The sequence below is a fragment of the Streptomyces sp. NPDC049627 genome (assembly GCF_044465645.1).
Classification (GTDB): Bacteria; Actinomycetota; Actinomycetes; order Streptomycetales; family Streptomycetaceae; genus Streptomyces.
Genome location: NZ_JBITLW010000027.1, coordinates 23771 through 40058 on the forward strand (window position 1 = coordinate 23771; position 16288 = coordinate 40058).

The 16288-nt window shown below is 71.1% G+C and carries 14 protein-coding genes and 1 rRNA gene; 12 read left to right on the forward strand and 3 right to left on the reverse strand.

Annotated elements, in window-relative coordinates; genetic code table 11:
• Positions 1–125: 125 nt before the first annotated feature.
• Entirely contained in the window at positions 126–1910 is a 1785-nt protein-coding gene (locus tag ACIBU0_RS44330; RefSeq protein ID WP_398830579.1) for a hypothetical protein, read from the forward strand.
• Positions 1911–1950: 40 nt separating this feature from the next.
• Here ACIBU0_RS44330 and ACIBU0_RS44335 read toward each other — a convergent pair whose 3' ends face one another.
• Entirely contained in the window at positions 1951–2811 is an 861-nt protein-coding gene (locus ACIBU0_RS44335) for a hypothetical protein (RefSeq protein ID WP_398830582.1), read from the reverse strand.
• A 74-nt stretch (positions 2812–2885) separates the two neighbouring features.
• Here ACIBU0_RS44335 and ACIBU0_RS44340 point away from each other — a divergent pair, with 74 nt between their 5' ends.
• From ACIBU0_RS44340 to ilvD, 4 genes are all read left to right on the forward strand, one after another.
• A complete protein-coding gene (locus ACIBU0_RS44340; RefSeq protein WP_398830585.1) occupies positions 2886–3818 on the forward strand; it encodes a Ppx/GppA family phosphatase in 933 nt (310 codons plus the stop codon).
• Between the two features lie 200 nt (positions 3819–4018).
• A complete protein-coding gene (locus ACIBU0_RS44345) occupies positions 4019–4843 on the forward strand; it encodes a sugar phosphate isomerase/epimerase family protein (protein WP_398830587.1) in 825 nt (274 codons plus the stop codon).
• Positions 4840–5466 (forward strand): TetR family transcriptional regulator, encoded by a 627-nt coding sequence (locus ACIBU0_RS44350; RefSeq protein WP_398830590.1) that lies wholly within the window; start codon positions 4840–4842, stop codon positions 5464–5466. Before ACIBU0_RS44345 ends, ACIBU0_RS44350 begins: the two co-directional genes overlap by 4 nt.
• Before the next feature lie 173 nt (positions 5467–5639).
• Complete coding sequence (gene ilvD / locus ACIBU0_RS44355; protein ID WP_398830592.1) at positions 5640–7493, forward strand: dihydroxy-acid dehydratase; 1854 nt, start codon at positions 5640–5642, stop codon at positions 7491–7493.
• Between the two features lie 113 nt (positions 7494–7606).
• Here the strand turns inward: ilvD and ACIBU0_RS44360 are convergent, their stop codons facing one another.
• Complete coding sequence (locus ACIBU0_RS44360) at positions 7607–9742, reverse strand: serine/threonine-protein kinase (RefSeq protein WP_398830594.1); 2136 nt, start codon at positions 9740–9742, stop codon at positions 7607–7609.
• Positions 9743–9923: 181 nt separating this feature from the next.
• Between ACIBU0_RS44360 and ACIBU0_RS44365 the strand changes: the two genes are divergently transcribed.
• The 6 genes from ACIBU0_RS44365 (at position 9924) to proC (ending at position 14295) form a co-directional block, all read left to right on the forward strand.
• Positions 9924–10277 carry an SH3 domain-containing protein gene (locus ACIBU0_RS44365; RefSeq protein ID WP_398830597.1) on the forward strand — a complete coding sequence of 118 codons (354 nt, stop codon included), beginning with the start codon at positions 9924–9926 and terminating at the stop codon, positions 10275–10277.
• A 42-nt stretch (positions 10278–10319) separates the two neighbouring features.
• Entirely contained in the window at positions 10320–10823 is a 504-nt protein-coding gene (locus ACIBU0_RS44370) for an EamA/RhaT family transporter (RefSeq protein ID WP_398830600.1), read from the forward strand.
• Positions 10824–10928: 105 nt separating this feature from the next.
• Complete coding sequence (locus ACIBU0_RS44375) at positions 10929–11699, forward strand: class I SAM-dependent methyltransferase (RefSeq protein ID WP_398830602.1); 771 nt, start codon at positions 10929–10931, stop codon at positions 11697–11699.
• A 55-nt stretch (positions 11700–11754) separates the two neighbouring features.
• The gene (locus ACIBU0_RS44380; protein WP_398830604.1) at positions 11755–12552 is read left to right on the forward strand and encodes an ABC transporter ATP-binding protein; all 798 of its coding nucleotides are present in this window, start codon (positions 11755–11757) and stop codon (positions 12550–12552) included.
• A complete protein-coding gene (locus ACIBU0_RS44385; RefSeq protein WP_398830606.1) occupies positions 12549–13340 on the forward strand; it encodes an ABC transporter permease in 792 nt (263 codons plus the stop codon). The genes ACIBU0_RS44380 and ACIBU0_RS44385 overlap by 4 nt, the downstream gene beginning before the upstream one ends.
• Positions 13341–13482: 142 nt before the next feature.
• The gene (gene proC, locus ACIBU0_RS44390) at positions 13483–14295 is read left to right on the forward strand and encodes a pyrroline-5-carboxylate reductase (protein ID WP_398830608.1); all 813 of its coding nucleotides are present in this window, start codon (positions 13483–13485) and stop codon (positions 14293–14295) included.
• A 55-nt stretch (positions 14296–14350) separates the two neighbouring features.
• On the opposite strand, the gene trpS is transcribed toward proC, so the two are convergent.
• Complete coding sequence (trpS, locus tag ACIBU0_RS44395) at positions 14351–15379, reverse strand: tryptophan--tRNA ligase (protein WP_398830610.1); 1029 nt, start codon at positions 15377–15379, stop codon at positions 14351–14353.
• A gap of 833 nt (positions 15380–16212) precedes the next feature.
• Between trpS and ACIBU0_RS44400 the strand changes: the two genes are divergently transcribed.
• Positions 16213–16288 (forward strand): 16S ribosomal RNA (locus ACIBU0_RS44400); the annotation flags it as partial.

Genomic DNA, 16288 nt, shown 5'->3' on the forward strand with positions numbered 1-16288 from the left:
ACTCGTCATGCACAAGCCACGGAGTCAGGCGCCCCGGTCCCCGATTGAGGGATCGTTTCACCCGTATGGATTAAAACCGCTAAAGCGGCAAGAAGGCGCCACCTCGGGCCCCCTACGGTCCACCAATGATGAGCAGCAGTCCGGAAACCTCGACCCGCACCACCGGCGCGCATCGAGCGCACCGGGAGGCGCGTGATCGCGCGACGGCGCGCACGGTCGCGCAGCGGCCGCCCGCGCGCTACGAGCCGTATCTGGACGGGCTGTTCACCTACTGCCTGTCCGTGCTGTGCGACCACGACGCCGCCACCGCCGCCCTCGGCGACGCCCTCGCCCTCGCCGAGCGGCGCGGGCAACGCGTCCCGGAGGCCGCCGCGGACCGGCGGCCCTGGCTGTACGCGCTGGCCCGCTGGGCGTGTCTGCGCAAGCTGGCCGAGGCCAAGCAGAAACGTCAGAGCAGCCATGCGGCGGGCCGGCACCACTCCCACCGGCAGACGGGGGCGCAGTCCGGGAAGCCGCCCGTCTCCGAGGAGGTCCAGGAGCAGCGGCGCCGCGAACTCGCCCTGCTGGCCTGGCCGGAGGCCGCCGGCACCACCCCGGAGCAGCGCGAGGCCCTCGAACTCGCCGTACGCCACCACCTCGCCGCCCACGAGGTCGCCGCAGTCCTCGGCATGGACCTGGCCGCGGCCCGCGATCTGCTCGCCTCCGCCGCCTGCGAGGTCGAGCGCACGCGCGCGGCCCTCGCCGTCGTCGAGACCGGCGCCTGCCCGAGCGTCGCCCGGCTCACCGGCGACAACCAGCTCGTGATCGGCTCGGCTCTGCGCCGCGAGCTCGTCCGGCACGTCGACGACTGCCCGCGCTGCCGTCGCACCGCCGAGCGCGCGGTCCCGGGCAGGTGGCCCGGCGCGACCGTCACCCCCGCCGAGCTGCCCGTCCTGGAGGCGCCCCGCGCGGCCCTGCACACGGCCATGGCGCACCGTCCGCGCGCGCGGGGCGTCGCCGTGCCGCGCTTCGACCGGCGCGGCTTCCCGATGGACCCGAAGGATCGTGCCGCCCGCAGGGACCGGCTACGCGCGCGTGCCGTCACCACGACCGTCGTCGCCACCGTCGTCGCCGCCCCGGTCCTCGCCCTGTGGGCCGCCTACCGGGGCACCCCGACCGGCGAGGGTGTCGACGGCCATTCGGTGAGCGCGAGCGAGGGGCACGGCCCCGGCAGCCTCGACGGAGAAACGGCGGACGGCGGCTACGAGAACGCGGGCAACGCGAGCCCCGAACGGGGTGACCGTTTCGGCAGCCGTGACAAGCCGGACGTCTCGGTGGAGGTCATCAGCGTCGGCGGCGCGCGCGGCACCGGTCACCTGGAGGTGACGGCCGGCCACAGCGGCGACACCACGCTCGTCACCCTGACGGCGACGGGGCGCACGCCGGTGCGCTGGTCCGCGACCACCGGCGCGCACTGGCTCTATCTGAGCCGGTCGACGGGAACCCTGGCGCCCGGCGAGTCGTTGACGATCAAGGTGTACGTCGACCATCTGCGCGAGCCGTCCGGCCACTGGAGCGCACGGGTGGCGGTCTCACCCGCCGGCACCCTCGTCTCCATCGAGGGCTACGGCACCGCGCCCGGCCCGTCCGACCCGGGACACGGCCCCGACCCGGACCCGTATCCCACCGATCCCACCCACCCCGGCGATCCGACCGACCCCGGAACCCCGGGCAGCCCCCCGCCTTCGTCCTCCGACCCCGACCCGACCCCGACGACCTCGGCCCCGCCCGACCCCGTGCCCAGCGAGCCGCCGCCCTCGTCGACCGACCCGACCCCCACGGCCGGCGACCCCTCGCCGTCCGGCCCGCCCTCCCCGGGGAGCCCGCCGCCGGCCGGCGGCAGCGGCGACCCGAGTCCGTCGGTGTCGTAGGGCCGGTGTGAGGGCCCCGCGCGCCGGCCGCCCGCGCCTCCTAGTCGACGGGGTCCGCCGGATGCGGTGCCAGCAAGGGCAGCTGCGACGCCAGCCGTGCCTCGCACAGCTCGACCAGGCGGTCGTAGCCCGCCTTGCCCATCAGCTCCGTCAGCTCCGCCCGGTAGGAGACGTACACCGGCTCGCCCGCGCCGTGCGCCGAGGTCGCCGACGTGCACCACCAGTGCAGGTCGTGACCGCCGGGGCCCCAGCCGCGGCGGTCGTACTCGCCGATCGACACCTGGAGCACCCGGGTGTCGTCGGGCCGGTCGATCCAGTCGTACGTCCGCCGGATCGGCAGCTGCCAGCAGACGTCCGGCTTGGTCTCCAGCGGCTCGCGGCCCTCCTTCAGGGCGAGGATGTGCAGCGAGCAGCCCGCGCCGCCGGCGAAGCCGGGCCGGTTCTGGAAGATGCACGAGCCCTGGTACGGGCGGGTCTGGCGGTCGCCGTCCTCGTCCTCCGAGACCCAGCCGTGCTCCATGCCCTCGTCGTGGTGCTGCCAGATCTCCGGCGTGAGCCTCGCCACATGTTCGGCGACCCGCTTCTCGTCGTCCTCGTCGGAGAAGTGCGCGCCCAGCGTGCAGCAGCCGTCGTCCGCGCGGCCCGCCTGGATCCCCTGGCAGCCACTGCCGAAGATGCAGTTCCAACGGGAGGTCAGCCATGTCAGATCACAGCGGAAGACCTGTTCGTCGTCCGCCGGATCAGGGAACTCCACCCACGCACGCGCGAAGTCGAGCCCCTTCTCGTCCGGCTCCGGGGAACCCTTCTTGGGCTGCTTCGACTTCGTGGCTGCCTTTGCCTGCGAAGAACCCGTGGCGGATTTGGCCGTCTTGTCGTTCTTCGCCTTTTTCGTCTTTGGCACGGGTCCAGGGTACGGCGTCCGTACCTGCGCCTTCGAGGGCGGAGGATCGCCCAGGTGGCAGTAGCGTTCCGTACATGAGACTCGGTGTCCTCGACGTTGGATCGAACACGGTGCATCTGCTGGTGGTGGATGCGCACCCCGGCGCGCGCCCCCTGCCCGCCCACTCGCACAAGGTGGAACTGCGCCTTGCCCAACTCCTCGACGACAGCGGCGCCATCGGTCCCGAGGGCGTCGACAAGCTGATCGGCGTCGTCCACGAGGCGCTGCAGGCCGCCGAGGACAAGGGTGTCGAGGAGGTCCTGCCGTTCGCGACGTCCGCGGTGCGGGAGGCCAGCAACGCCGATGACGTCCTCGCGCGCGTGAAGGACGAAACCGGGGTCGAGCTGCAGGTTCTCAGCGGCGAGGAGGAGGCCCGGCTGACCTTCCTCGCGGCCCGGCGCTGGTTCGGCTGGTCGGCCGGCAAGCTCCTGGTACTGGACATCGGCGGCGGCTCCCTGGAGATCGCGTACGGCATCGACGAGGAGCCGGACGCGGCGGTGTCGCTGCCGCTCGGCGCGGGACGGCTGACCGCCGCCTGGCTGCCCGGCGACCCGCCCGATCCGGACGACATACGGGCACTGCGACGCCATGTCCGGGCCCAGATCGCCCGCACGGTCGGCGAATTCAGCCGTTTCGGAGCCCCCGATCACGTGGTCGCCACCTCCAAGACCTTCAAGCAGCTGGCCCGCCTCGCCGGCGCCGCCCGCTCCGCCGAGGGCCTCTACGTCCAGCGCGACCTGAAGCGGGAGTCCCTGGAGGCCTGGGTCCCCCGGCTGGCAGGCATGACCTCCGACCAGCGAGCGGAACTGCCGGGCGTCTCGGAGGGCCGCGCGGGGCAGTTGCTCGCGGGGGCCCTGGTGGCCGAGGGGGCGATGGACCTGTTCGGCGTCGAGACGCTGGAGATCTGCCCTTGGGCGCTGCGGGAGGGCGTGATCCTGCGGAAGCTGGATCACTTGACGGTGGGCTGACGGCGCGTTTCGGGCAGCCCTCAGCGGGCCCTCGTCCGCACCGGGGGCGTCGTGAACCCCGCCACACTGTCCGCCCGGGCCCTGCTCCAGCCCCCCGGGCGTATGCCCAGTTCGCGGGCCCCGACCACCCCGACGCCCCCATGGCGGGCCGACGCCCATCCATTCCCCGGCCTCCAGCCCTGCCCCGTACTCTGTCCCTCGTGGCAGAACCAGTGGTGCGCATCCCGGATGCGAAGGTCGCCCTGTCGACGGCCTCCGTCTATCCGGAGTCGACGGCGACGGCTTTCGAGATCGCCGCGCGCCTCGGATACGACGGTGTCGAGGTCATGGTGTGGACCGACCCGGTCAGCCAGGACATGGAGGCGCTGCGCCGGCTCAGCGACTACCACCGCATCCCGATCCTCGCCGTCCACGCCCCCTGCCTGCTGATCACCCAGCGCGTGTGGTCCACCGACCCCTGGACCAAGCTCCAGCGCGCCCAGGCGGCGGCCGAGAAGCTGGGCGCCTCCACGGTCGTCGTACACCCGCCCTTCCGCTGGCAGCGCCAGTACGCGCGCGACTTCGTCGCCGGCATCTGGCGGATGGCGAACGAGACGGATGTGCGGTTCGCCGTCGAAAACATGTACCCGTGGCGCTACCGCGACCGCGAGATGCTCGCGTACGCCCCCGACTGGGACGTGACGAAGGACGACTACCGGCACTTCACGATCGATCTCAGCCATACGGCGACCGCCCGCACCGACGCCTTGCACATGATCGACCGCATGGGGGACCGGCTGGGCCATGTGCATCTCGCGGACGGCAGGGGCTCGGCCAAGGACGAGCACCTGGTCCCGGGCCGCGGCACCCAGCCCTGCGCCGAGGTGCTGGAGCGGCTCGCCCTGAACGGCTTCGACGGCCATGTCGTCATCGAGGTCAACACCCGACGCGCGATGTCCAGCGCCGAACGCGAGGCCGACCTCGCCGAGGCCCTCGCCTTCACGCGGCTGCATCTGGCCTCGTCGGTGAAGGTGCCGCGGCCATGACCGGCACCACCTCGGGCCGGGGCGGGGTGGGCTCCCGACGCCGCGGCCGGCCCCCTCGTACGGAAGCCGCCGACACCCGCGACCGCATCCTGAGCGCGGCCCGCGAGGAGTTCTCCGAGCGTGGCTACGAGAAGACGTCCGTGCGTGGCATCGCCAAGGCGGCCGGGGTCGACTCGGCCTTGGTGCACCACTACTTCGGCACCAAGGAACAGGTCTTCGAAGCCTCCGTCGAGGTTGCGTTCGCCCCCGCCCTGAAGGTGCGCGACGCCGTGCTGGAGGGCCCTCTCGACGACGTCGGCGAGCGGATGACCCGCGTCATCTTCGGTCTCTGGGAGAACCCGGTGACCCGCAAGCCGCTGCTCGCGATCGTCCGGTCGGCCGTCAACAACGAGGCCGCGGCCGCCGTGTTCCGCCGCCTCGTCTCCGCCCAGCTGATGCGCCGCATCGCCGGCGAGATAGACGCCCCGGACGCGGAGCTGCGCACCGAGCTGGCCGCCGCCCAGCTGGTCGGCGTCGCGATGATGCGCTACGTCATCAAGATCGAGCCGATCGCGTCGGCGGACGTGGAGCAGATCATCGCGCGGGTGGCGCCGGTGGTGCAGGGACACCTCACCGGTCGCTGACGCACCCAGCGGCGGACGAGCCGCTGCCGACGGCTGCGGGCCGTGTGCGGCCGGCTGTTCCGCGAGACATGCGTCCCGTATTCCGGACACCTCGTCCCGACCCCTGGAAGAGCGGCGTACGCTCGTTAGCAGTCAGAAGTCTCTGATCGCACTCTCTGAAGGAGCGAGCGACGATGCCCGAGCTGAGGTCCCGCACAGTCACCCACGGCCGCAACATGGCGGGCGCCCGCGCCCTTATGCGCGCCTCCGGTGTACCCGGTGCGGACATCGGCCGGAAGCCGATCATCGCCGTCGCGAACTCCTTCACCGAGTTCGTCCCGGGCCACACCCACCTCCAGCCGGTCGGCCGGATCGTCAGCGAGGCGATCCGCGAGGCGGGCGGCATCCCGCGCGAGTTCAACACGATCGCCGTCGACGACGGCATCGCGATGGGCCACGGCGGCATGCTGTACTCCCTGCCCTCCCGCGACCTGATCGCCGACTCGGTCGAGTACATGGTCGAGGCCCACTGCGCCGACGCCCTGATCTGCATCTCCAACTGCGACAAGATCACCCCGGGCATGCTGAACGCCGCCCTGCGGCTCAACATCCCCACGGTCTTCGTCTCCGGCGGCCCCATGGAGTCCGGCCGCGCCACCCTCGTCGACGGCACGGTCCGCACGCTCGACCTGGTCGACGCGATCTCCGACGCGGTGAACGACAAGATCTCGGACGAGGACATCCTCCGTATCGAGGAGAACGCCTGTCCGACCTGCGGCTCGTGTTCCGGCATGTTCACGGCCAACTCGATGAACTGCCTGACCGAGGCCATCGGCCTGTCCCTGCCCGGCAACGGCTCCGTGCTCGCCACCCACACGGCCCGCAAGCAGCTGTACGTCGACGCCGCCCAGACGGTCATGGACATCACCCGCCGCTACTACGAGCAGGACGACGACACGGTCCTGCCGCGCTCCATCGCCACCTTCGCGGCCTTCGAGAACGCCATGGCCCTCGACATCGCCATGGGCGGCTCCACCAACACGATCCTGCACCTGCTGGCCGCCGCCCAGGAGGCGGGCGTCCCGTTCGGGCTGGAGCAGATCGACGCGGTCAGCCGCCGGGTGCCGTGCCTGGCCAAGGTCGCGCCCAACGTCGCCAAGGACCGCACGTACTACATGGAGGACGTGCACCGCGCGGGCGGCATCCCGGCCCTGCTGGGCGAGCTGCACCGCGGCGGCCTGCTCAACGAGGACGTGCACGCCGTCCACAGCCCGTCCCTCGCGGACTGGCTGAAGACCTGGGACGTGCGCGGCGGGTCGCCCTCGCCGCAGGCCGTCGAACTGTGGCACGCCGCCCCAGGCTGCGTCCGGTCGGCGGAGGCCTTCTCGCAGTCCGAGCGCTGGGAGGCGCTCGACGAGGACGCCGAGGGCGGCTGCATCCGCAGCGTCGAGCACGCGTACTCCAAGGACGGCGGCCTCGCGGTCCTCAAGGGCAACCTGGCCGTCGACGGCTGCGTGGTGAAGACGGCCGGCGTGGACGAGTCCATCTGGACCTTCGAGGGCCCGGCGGTCGTCTGCGAGTCGCAGGAGGAGGCCGTCGAGAAGATCCTCAACAAGCAGGTGACCGACGGGGACGTCGTCGTCATCCGCTACGAGGGCCCCAAGGGCGGCCCCGGCATGCAGGAGATGCTCTACCCGACGTCCTTCCTCAAGGGCCGCGGCCTCGGCAAGACCTGCGCCCTGATCACCGACGGCCGCTTCTCCGGCGGCACCTCGGGCCTGTCCATCGGCCACGCCTCCCCGGAGGCCGCGTCCGGCGGCACGATCGCCCTCGTCGAGAACGGCGACCGGATCCGCATCGACATCCCGAATCGCTCGATCGAGTTGCTCGTCGACGAGGCGGAACTCGCGCGCCGTGAGCAGGCGTTGGACGGGGCGTACGCCCCGAAGAACCGCGACCGCAAGGTCTCGGCGGCACTGCGGGCGTACGCGGCGATGGCGACCAGCGCGGACAAGGGCGCGGTGCGGGATGTGACCAAGCTGGGCTGAGCCGCCCGCGAAGGATGCCGGGCCGACGCCCGTAGCGCAGGGGCCGTCTCCTCGGGAGGCGGCCCTTCGCCTGTCATGGGGCCGAGGGGTCCGTCACTGGCCCGCCGGCTCTGTCACCAGGCCGACGGGTCGCGGGCGTCCACGGCGAAGACGGTGCCGTCGGGGGCGGCCGCATAGACATGGCCGTCGGCGAGCACGGGCTCGGGCAGGTCGGGCGACAGCCGGTCCTCCGCGCCGAGCCGTGGCGGCGTCTGGCCCAGGAGGCTGCCGTCCCGGGCGTCCACGGCCAGCAGCCGGCCGTCGGGGGCCGTGAGGTACACGTGACGGCCGTCGGAGACGGGCGACGACGTCCGCAGCACGGACGTCTGCAGATCCCAGAGCGGCTTGCGTGCGCTCATGTCGACGGCGACCAGCGAACCGTCGCCGCCCATGAGGTGGACGACGTTCCCCCGTACGTTGCCGTGCGCTTGCAGGAGAGGGAGGCGCAGCGCCACACGCCTGGAGGTCCGGTCGTCGGGGGAGTAGCGGACGACGGCCCGGGCGTCGCTGTAGACGCCCTCGGCGGAGACGAAGAAGGCCGCCCCCTCCGACGTACCGACGAGCTCCAGCGTCCCGTCCAGCCGGGCGTCCCAGCGCACGTCACCCGTGGCCGGGTCCACCGCGGTGACCCGTGTGCTCGACCCGTCGTCGGACGTGCTCGTCGTGTACGCCAGCGGATCTCCGGCGAACGAGACGAAGTACGGCGCCTTCTGCCCCGGCAGGCGTCGGGTCCACTTCGTGTCGCCCGAAGCACCGTCCACGCCGGTGACCGTGCCGTCGGCGGCGGTGAGCAGCAGCATGCCGCCGACGGCCGTCAGCCCGCCGTACGCCGGCACATCCTGCTGCCAACGCACCTTGCCCGTGGCGGGATCGAGCGCCTCCAGCCGACTGCCCTGCCCCGACGCCGGGTGTACGAGGCCGCCCGCCACGGCCGGCGCTTCGTTCACGTCCGACGCTTCGACGGGGTGCCGCCACAGCAGCCGGCCGTCCAGCGGGTCGAGCGCGAAGAGGAGCCCGGTCTGGGCGCACAGCACCTTCCCGGCACCGTACGAACAGTGCGGCGTGCCCTTCTTGGGCGCGGGTGCCGCAGTCCACGCGCGGAACCCGGACGACGTGGTCGGCGCGCTCTCGTGCCGCGGTGCCGGGTCCGCACCGCCGAGCAGCCGCACGGAGGCCAGCGCGACGACCGCGGCGACACCGACCGCCCCGGCCCCGAGGGCGAGCAGCCCGCGCCGACGCCTCCCGGCCGGCCCTCCGGACCGCTCCGGGCCACCCGAACCCGACCCGGACTCCGCCTCCGACCCGGACTCCGTATCGGCCTCCGGCTCAGGCGGCTTCTCACTGGACCGCTGCGCCGGAATGAACGCCTGTGTGTCGTACGACGCCGCAACCGACCGCAGTTCCCGCATCAACTCGTCGGGCGTGGGCCGGTCCTCGGGTTCCTTGGCGAGGCACCGCAGCACGAGCGGCGCCAGATTCGCCGGTACGCCGGCCAGGTCCGGCTCGTCATGGACGACCTGGTAGGCGACGACGTACGGACTGTCGGAGTCGAACGGCCCCCGCCCCGTCGCCGCGTGCACCATCACGGACCCGAGCGCGAAGATGTCGGCGGCCGGCCCGACCTCCCGTGGCCGCCGGAACTGTTCGGGTGCCATGAACGGCGGCGTACCGATCAACTTCCCGGTCTCGGTCCGCAGTTCGCTGTCCTTTGGCCGGGAAATGCCGAAGTCGATGACCTTCGGCCCGTCGTCGGCGAGCAGCACATTGCTCGGCTTCAGGTCCCGGTGCACCACGCCGACGCGGTGTATGTCGCGCAGCGCCTCCGCCAGCCCGGCCATCAGCCGCCGCAGCTGCGCCGGTTCCATCGGACCGTTCCGCTTCACGTGGTCGGAGAGCGTCGGACCGGGGATGAACAGGGTGGCCATCCACGGCCGTTCGGCCTCCGGATCGGCGTCGACCACAGGTGCGGTGAAGGCACCGCTCACCCTGCGCGCCGCGCCCACCTCCTGCCGGAACCGCCCTCTGAACTCGGGATCCCGCGCGAACTCGGCATGCACGACCTTCACCGCGAGCTGCATGCCCGAGGTGCTCCGCGCCAGATGGACGATGCCCATGCCGCCGGATCCCAGGCGCGAGTCCAAGCGGTAGTGACCGGCGTACTCCGGAAGTTCCGCTTCCGCGCCCGCTCCGGCGTTCTGCTGTGGCGCCATGGGACCACCCCCGTGCTGTTCGTCCGCGCGCGCGACGCACGGAGCCTAGTCGATGACTCGTGCGAGGCAGAGGCGGCTTGCTAGCCTCCCTGTTCCCAACACGCACATGTGTGCGTGGCGTGATTTAGGGGAATCAACGGGACCCCATGGGCGTCATGGGGATCAACGGGGGAGGTTTGTCATGTCTTTGGACCGCGTTGAAGAGGTCGAGAGAGCCGCAGAAGCCGAGGGTGGCGGGACAGAGGCCGTCACGACGCCGGCCGTCACGGCGGTCACGACCACGGCGGTGCGCTACTACCCGGTCGCGCCGGGCGTCCGCCTGAACGTCCGCCGGGGCCCCGGCACCCAGTACGCCATCGTCCGCGTCCTGCCCGAGGGCGCCATGATCCCGATCTACTGCCAGACGCCGGGCACATGGGTGACCGGTCCCTACGGCACGTCGAACATCTGGGACAACATCGACAACGGCGAGTACGTCGCGGACGCCTATGTGAACACCGGCAGCGACGGCTACGTCCGTCCGCGCTGCTCCTGACCCGTACGGAGCCCGCGGCCGTACCGGAGCCATAATCGACGCGTGAGCGAGAAGAACGGCACCCCGGACATCCCCGCGGGCTCCACGGGTCCCCGCCCCGAGCCCCTCCGCTTCTTCGGCACGACCTGGGTCGACCACACCGGCGGCTACACCGCCCGCCGCATCGGAGTGGCCGCCGGCTCGCTCGCCACCGCGGCCGCCTCCTGCCTGGTCCTGCGCTTCGCCTACGAGGGGATCCAGATCGCTGCCGTCGGCGGCTTCGTCACCGTCCTGGTGGTGGTGATGTTCGCGGTGTGCAGCGCCCTCGCCTTCCGGCACACGTGGGTCGGTTTCACCAAGCGCCCCGATCCCGACCGCCACGCCAGCCTCCGCAGCCTCCTCATGATCGGCTTCGTCGGCTCCCTCCTCGCCTACTTCTTCCGCTCCCTCATCGAGGCGCCCGGCGAGAAACTCCACCGCGAGGAATACGAGGCGGCCCGCGAACAGCACGAAAACCGCACCACCCGCCGCACCGGCAACCCGTCGAAGAAGCGCCGCCGCACCTGACCCCCCACCCCCGGGCAGGCCGTCGCGGACATCCCCCGCCCCGCCACTGGGAGGCATCCCGCCAAACTCGGTGCACACCGCACCCACCAGGACCACCATGACCGTATGACGACCCCCTCCCACACCGACCGCGCCCGCTCCTTCAACGCCGCCGCAGCCCAGTACGCCGCGAACCGCCCCTCTTACCCGCCTGCCCTCTTCGACGCGATCGAGGAACTCACCGACCGCCCCCTCACCGGCGCGCGCGTCGTCGACGTGGGTGCGGGCACCGGCATCGCCACCGCCCTCCTCCGCCAGCGCGGCGCCGACGTCCTCGCCGTGGAACCCGGCGACGGCATGGCGGCCCAGTTCCGCCGCACCCGCCCCGGCATACCCATCGTCCGCGGCAACGGCAACGCCCTCCCCGTGGCCACCGCCTCCGCCGACTTCATCACCTACGCCCAGGCCTGGCACTGGACCGACCCCGCCCGATCGGCGCCGGAGGCGCTGCGCGTCCTGCGCCCCGGCGGCGCGCTCGCCCTGTGGTGGAACACCACCCCGCTCGACGTCCCCTGGCACGCGGCGCAGACCCGCCGTATCGCTCGCCGCTTCGGCATCCACCCCGCCGTCGAGCAGAACGGCAGCGGCGCCCGAGCCGCCCTGGCGGACCCCACCGGCCGCCTCACCTTCACCCGCCGCAAGATCCGCTGGAGCCGGCGCATCCCGATCGACACCCACCTGGCGAACATCGGCAGCCACTCGATCTTCCTGGTCCACGGCCCCGAGGCGAGCACCGCCTTCCTCGCCGAGGAGAAGCAGCTCCTTCTCGACACCTTCCCGGACGGAATCGTCGAAGAGACCTACGACGTGGACCTCCTCGTCGCCCCCACCTCCTGACCTCTCCCCCTCTCGGCGCTTGACGGCTCACTCTCGCGGGGAGGATATTCATCGCATGATGAATTACTCCTCCGCCCGATCCGACCCCCCTGCCTCCCCCGCCGTCCGAGCCGAGGCCCTGAACGTCGTACGCGGCCCCCGCCAAGTACTCCGCGACCTCGGCTTCACCGTCCCCCGCGGCCAGATCACCGGCCTGCTCGGCCCGTCCGGCTGCGGCAAGTCGACCCTCATGCGAGCGATCGTCGGCACCCAGGCCAAGGTCACCGGCACCCTCGACGTCCTCGGCCGTCCCGCCGGCCACCCCTCCCTGCGCACCCGCATCGGCTACGTCACCCAAGCCCCCTCCGTCTACGACGACCTGACGGTCCGCCAGAACCTCGCCTACTTCGCCGCGATCCTCGACCCCGGCCACACGGCCGCCGACCGGCGCCAGGACGTCGATCGCGTCCTCGCCGACGTCGACCTCACCAGCCACGCCGACGCCCTCGCCGGCAACCTCTCCGGCGGCCAGCGCAGCCGCGTCTCCCTGGCCGTCGCCCTCCTCGGCACCCCCGAACTCCTCGTCCTGGACGAACCGACCGTCGGCCTGGACCCGGTCCTGCGCCGCGACCTCTGGCAGCTCTTCCACGACATCGCCGCCTCCCGCGGCGCCACCCTCCTCATCTCCTCCCACGTCATGGACGAGGCCGAGCGCTGCCACCGCCTCCTCCTCATGCGCGAGGGCCGGATCCTCGCCGACGACACCCCCGACGCCCTCCGCACCCGCACCCACTCCGAGACGGTCGAAGAGGCTTTCCTGCACCTGGTCGACGAGGCGACCGCGGCCGCCGGAGCGAAGGAGACCACACGATGACCACCACGACGAGCGCCACCCCGACGCTCCGGCCCGCCCCCACCGGCGCCCTGAACCCCGCCCGCACCGCCGCCACCGCCGCCCGGGTCCTGCGCCAGCTCCGCCACGACCCGCGCACCATCGCGCTGATGATCCTGATCCCCTGCGTGATGCTGTTCCTACTGCGCTATGTCTTCGACGGCAGCCCGCGCACCTTCGACAACATCGGTGCCTCCCTCCTCGGGATCTTCCCGCTGATCACGATGTTCCTGGTCACCTCCATCGCCACCCTGCGCGAACGCACCTCAGGCACCCTGGAACGCCTCCTCGCCATGCCCCTCGGCAAAGCCGACCTGATCGCCGGCTACGCGCTCGCCTTCGGCGCCCTCGCGATCATCCAGTCCGCCCTGGCCACGGGACTCGCCCTCTGGTTCCTCGGCCTGGACGTCACCGGCAGCCCCTGGCTGCTCCTCCTCGTGGCCCTCCTCGACGCGCTGCTCGGCACCGCCCTCGGTCTCTTCGTCTCCGCCTTCGCGGCCTCCGAATTCCAGGCCGTCCAGTTCATGCCGGCCGTGATCTTCCCCCAGCTCCTCCTCTGCGGCCTCTTCACTCCCCGCGACAACATGCACCCCGCCCTCGAGGCCATCTCCAACGTCCTCCCGATGTCCTACGCGGTCGACGGCATGAACGAAGTCCTCAAGCACACCGACATGACCGCCACCTTCGTGCGCGACGCCCTGATCGTGGCGGGCTGCGCCCTGCTGGTCCTGGGCCTGGGCGCGGCGACCCTGCGACGCAGGACGGCATGACCGCCCGGGCGGCCGATGCGGCACGCACGAGCCGGCCTCCCGCCGGTCCGGCCCGTCCCGCCCACCGGACACGCCACCTCAAAGGCCGCCCCCGGTGCGAGGATGAACCCGGACGACGCAACCCCCGGAGGGCACCCCAGCCATGACCCAGAAAGTCGCAGTCCTCGGCACCGGCAAGATCGGCGAAGCCCTGCTCAGCGGAATGATCCGCGGCGGCTGGGCCCCGGCCGACCTCCTGGTGACGGCCCGCCGCGCGGAACGAGCCGAAGAACTCCGCACCCGCTACGGAGTCACCCCGGTCACCAACGCGGAAGCCGCCAAGACCGCCGACACCCTGATCCTCACGGTCAAGCCGCAGGACATGGGCACCCTCCTCGACGAACTCGCCCCGCACGTCCCCGCCGACCGCCTGATCATCAGCGGAGCCGCCGGCATCCCCACCTCCTTCTTCGAGGAGCGCCTGGCCCCCGGCACTCCGGTCGTCCGTGTCATGACGAACACCCCTGCCCTCGTCGACGAGGCCATGTCCGTCATCTCCGCCGGCACCCACGCCAGCGAAGCCGACCTCGCCCACGCCGAGGAGATCTTCGGAGCCGTCGGCAAGACGCTCCGCGTCCCCGAGTCCCAGCAGGACGCCTGCACCGCCCTCTCCGGCTCCGGCCCGGCGTACTTCTTCTACCTGGTCGAAGCCATGACGGACGCCGGCATCCTCCTGGGCCTGCCCCGCGACAAGGCCCACGACCTGATCGTCCAGTCCGCGATCGGCGCCGCGACGATGCTCCGCGACAGCGGCGAACACCCCGTCAAGCTGCGCGAGAACGTGACATCCCCCGCCGGCACCACCATCAACGCCATCCGCGAACTCGAGAACCACGGCGTACGAGCCGCCCTCATCGCCGCACTCGAAGCCGCCCGCGACCGCAGCCGCGCACTCGCCTCCGGCAACAACGCCTGACGCGCTGGGCCGACCCCGCCCAGGGGCGGCCCAGCACCACTCCCAACAGGCGCCCCTACACCGTCACGCGGATATCCGCGGCCGCACCCTCAGCGGCCGGCAGCAACCCGATCGCCCGATACGCGGCATCCACGGTCGGCCGCGCCATCGCCCGAGCCCGGTCCGCATCCCGCAGCACCCCCTCCACATAGCCAGGATCCGCGCACAGCTCCCTGTGCCTCTCCTGTACGGGCTTGAGGACCTCGACCACGGCCTCCGCCGTGGCTGACTTCAAAGCGCCGTACGACTCATATACACCGCTCAGGTCCGATGGGTTCCCACCCGTGCACGCCGCCAGAATCTCCAGCAGATTCGCCACCCCCGGCTGCGCGGCCGGGTCGTACACGACCTCCTGCCCGCTGTCGGTCACGGCCCGCATGACCTTCTTCCGCACGACATCCGGCTCATCGAGCAGATAGACGATCCCCGGCCCGGAGTCCTCGCTCTTGCCCATCTTCGACGTCGGGTCCTGCAGATTCATCACCCGGGCGGCGACCCGCGGATGCGTGGCCCGAGGCACCACGAAGGTGTGCCCGTACCGCTGGTTGAACCGCACGGCGAGATCCCGCGTCAGCTCCACATGCTGCGTCTGATCGTCCCCGACCGGCACCTCCTCGGCCCCGTACGCCAGGATGTCCGCCGCCATCAGCACGGGATACGTCAGCAACGACAGCCGCACACTCCCGCCCCGCTCCCGCTCGCGCGCGGCCTTCTCCTTGTACTGGATCATCCGCCGCATCTCGCCATCGGTGGCCACGCACTCCAGCACATACGACAGCCGCGCGTGCTCATCCACATGGCTCTGCACGAAGACGGTGCACAACTCCGGATCCAGCCCCGCCGCCAGCAACAACGTCGCCGCCTGCCGACTCAGCCTGCGCACCCGCGCCGGATCGTGGTCCACGGTCAGCGCATGCAGATCGACGATGCAGAACAGCGCGTCGGCCTGGTGCTGATCGACGTCGGCCCACCGCCGCATGGCCCCCAGGTAGTTACCCAGCGTCAGATGCCCGGTCGGCTTGACCCCGCTGAACACCCGCGTCATCTCTTCTCCACCTCCTGGTCGAGGCCGCCGTCCCCGGCCGGCCGACCCTCTGGAGGGAGATACGAGAACGGCCGCCGAGGCGGCGGCCGTTGAGTGCATACGTGAGTACGGCCGCCGTCAGGCGGCCCACCACAGCTGGGTACACGTACGCGTCGTCATGCGACTCAGGGTACGCCCCGAGGGTGTCGTCCGGAGCGAAGTTGACACGCCCCTGCCCGATCCGTAGTGTTCTCCGAGTTGTCCGACGTGAGCGCCGACTCCGGTCGGTCCCCGGACAGCCATTCCGCAAGTACCAACCACTACTCGACGACAGTCGGTCTGTCTGCCGTCGTGTCATTGGCATGCGTATTTACGAAATGAGGATTCCGCGTTCGAGAGAACGCAGCCCCCGATTAGCTCGGGAGCCGCGAATCCGCTAAAGTCTCACTCGTCGGAACGGCCCAACAGCCGCGAAGACAGCCCCGACTGACCGGGAATCGGATCCGAAAGGATCTGATAGAGTCAGAACCGCCGGAAAGGGAAACGCGAGAGCGGGAACCTGGAAAGCACCGAGGAAATCGGATCGGAAAAAGATCTGATAGAGTCGGAAACGCAAGACCGAAGGGAAGCGCCCGGAGGAAAGCCCGAGAGGGTGAGTACAAAGGAAGCGACCGTTCCTTGAGAACTCAACAGCGTGCCAAAAGTCAACGCCAGATATGTTGATACCCCGTCCGTCGGAACATTCCGATGGTCGAGGTTCCTTTGAAACAAACACAGCGAGGACGCTGTGTGCGAGGGGACTATTCCTCCTCTCGCACCGCTCTCGTGGTGTTGAACCGGATTACCGGTAAACATTCACGGAGAGTTTGATCCTGGCTCAGGACGAACGCTGGCGGCGTGCTTAACACATGCAAGTCGAACGATGAACCA

Coding starts and splice junctions, on each gene's coding strand:
- ACIBU0_RS44375 (WP_398830602.1), top strand. CDS start 10,929: ATGACGACCCCCTCCCACACCGACCGCGCCCGCTCCTTCAACGCCGCC.
- ilvD (WP_398830592.1), top strand. CDS start 5,640: ATGCCCGAGCTGAGGTCCCGCACAGTCACCCACGGCCGCAACATGGCG.
- ACIBU0_RS44380 (WP_398830604.1), top strand. CDS start 11,755: ATGATGAATTACTCCTCCGCCCGATCCGACCCCCCTGCCTCCCCCGCC.
- trpS (WP_398830610.1), bottom strand. CDS start 15,379: ATGACGCGGGTGTTCAGCGGGGTCAAGCCGACCGGGCATCTGACGCTG.
- ACIBU0_RS44360 (WP_398830594.1), bottom strand. CDS start 9,742: ATGGCGCCACAGCAGAACGCCGGAGCGGGCGCGGAAGCGGAACTTCCG.
- ACIBU0_RS44350 (WP_398830590.1), top strand. CDS start 4,840: ATGACCGGCACCACCTCGGGCCGGGGCGGGGTGGGCTCCCGACGCCGC.
- proC (WP_398830608.1), top strand. CDS start 13,483: ATGACCCAGAAAGTCGCAGTCCTCGGCACCGGCAAGATCGGCGAAGCC.
- ACIBU0_RS44340 (WP_398830585.1), top strand. CDS start 2,886: ATGAGACTCGGTGTCCTCGACGTTGGATCGAACACGGTGCATCTGCTG.
- ACIBU0_RS44385 (WP_398830606.1), top strand. CDS start 12,549: ATGACCACCACGACGAGCGCCACCCCGACGCTCCGGCCCGCCCCCACC.
- ACIBU0_RS44365 (WP_398830597.1), top strand. CDS start 9,924: ATGTCTTTGGACCGCGTTGAAGAGGTCGAGAGAGCCGCAGAAGCCGAG.
- ACIBU0_RS44330 (WP_398830579.1), top strand. CDS start 126: ATGATGAGCAGCAGTCCGGAAACCTCGACCCGCACCACCGGCGCGCAT.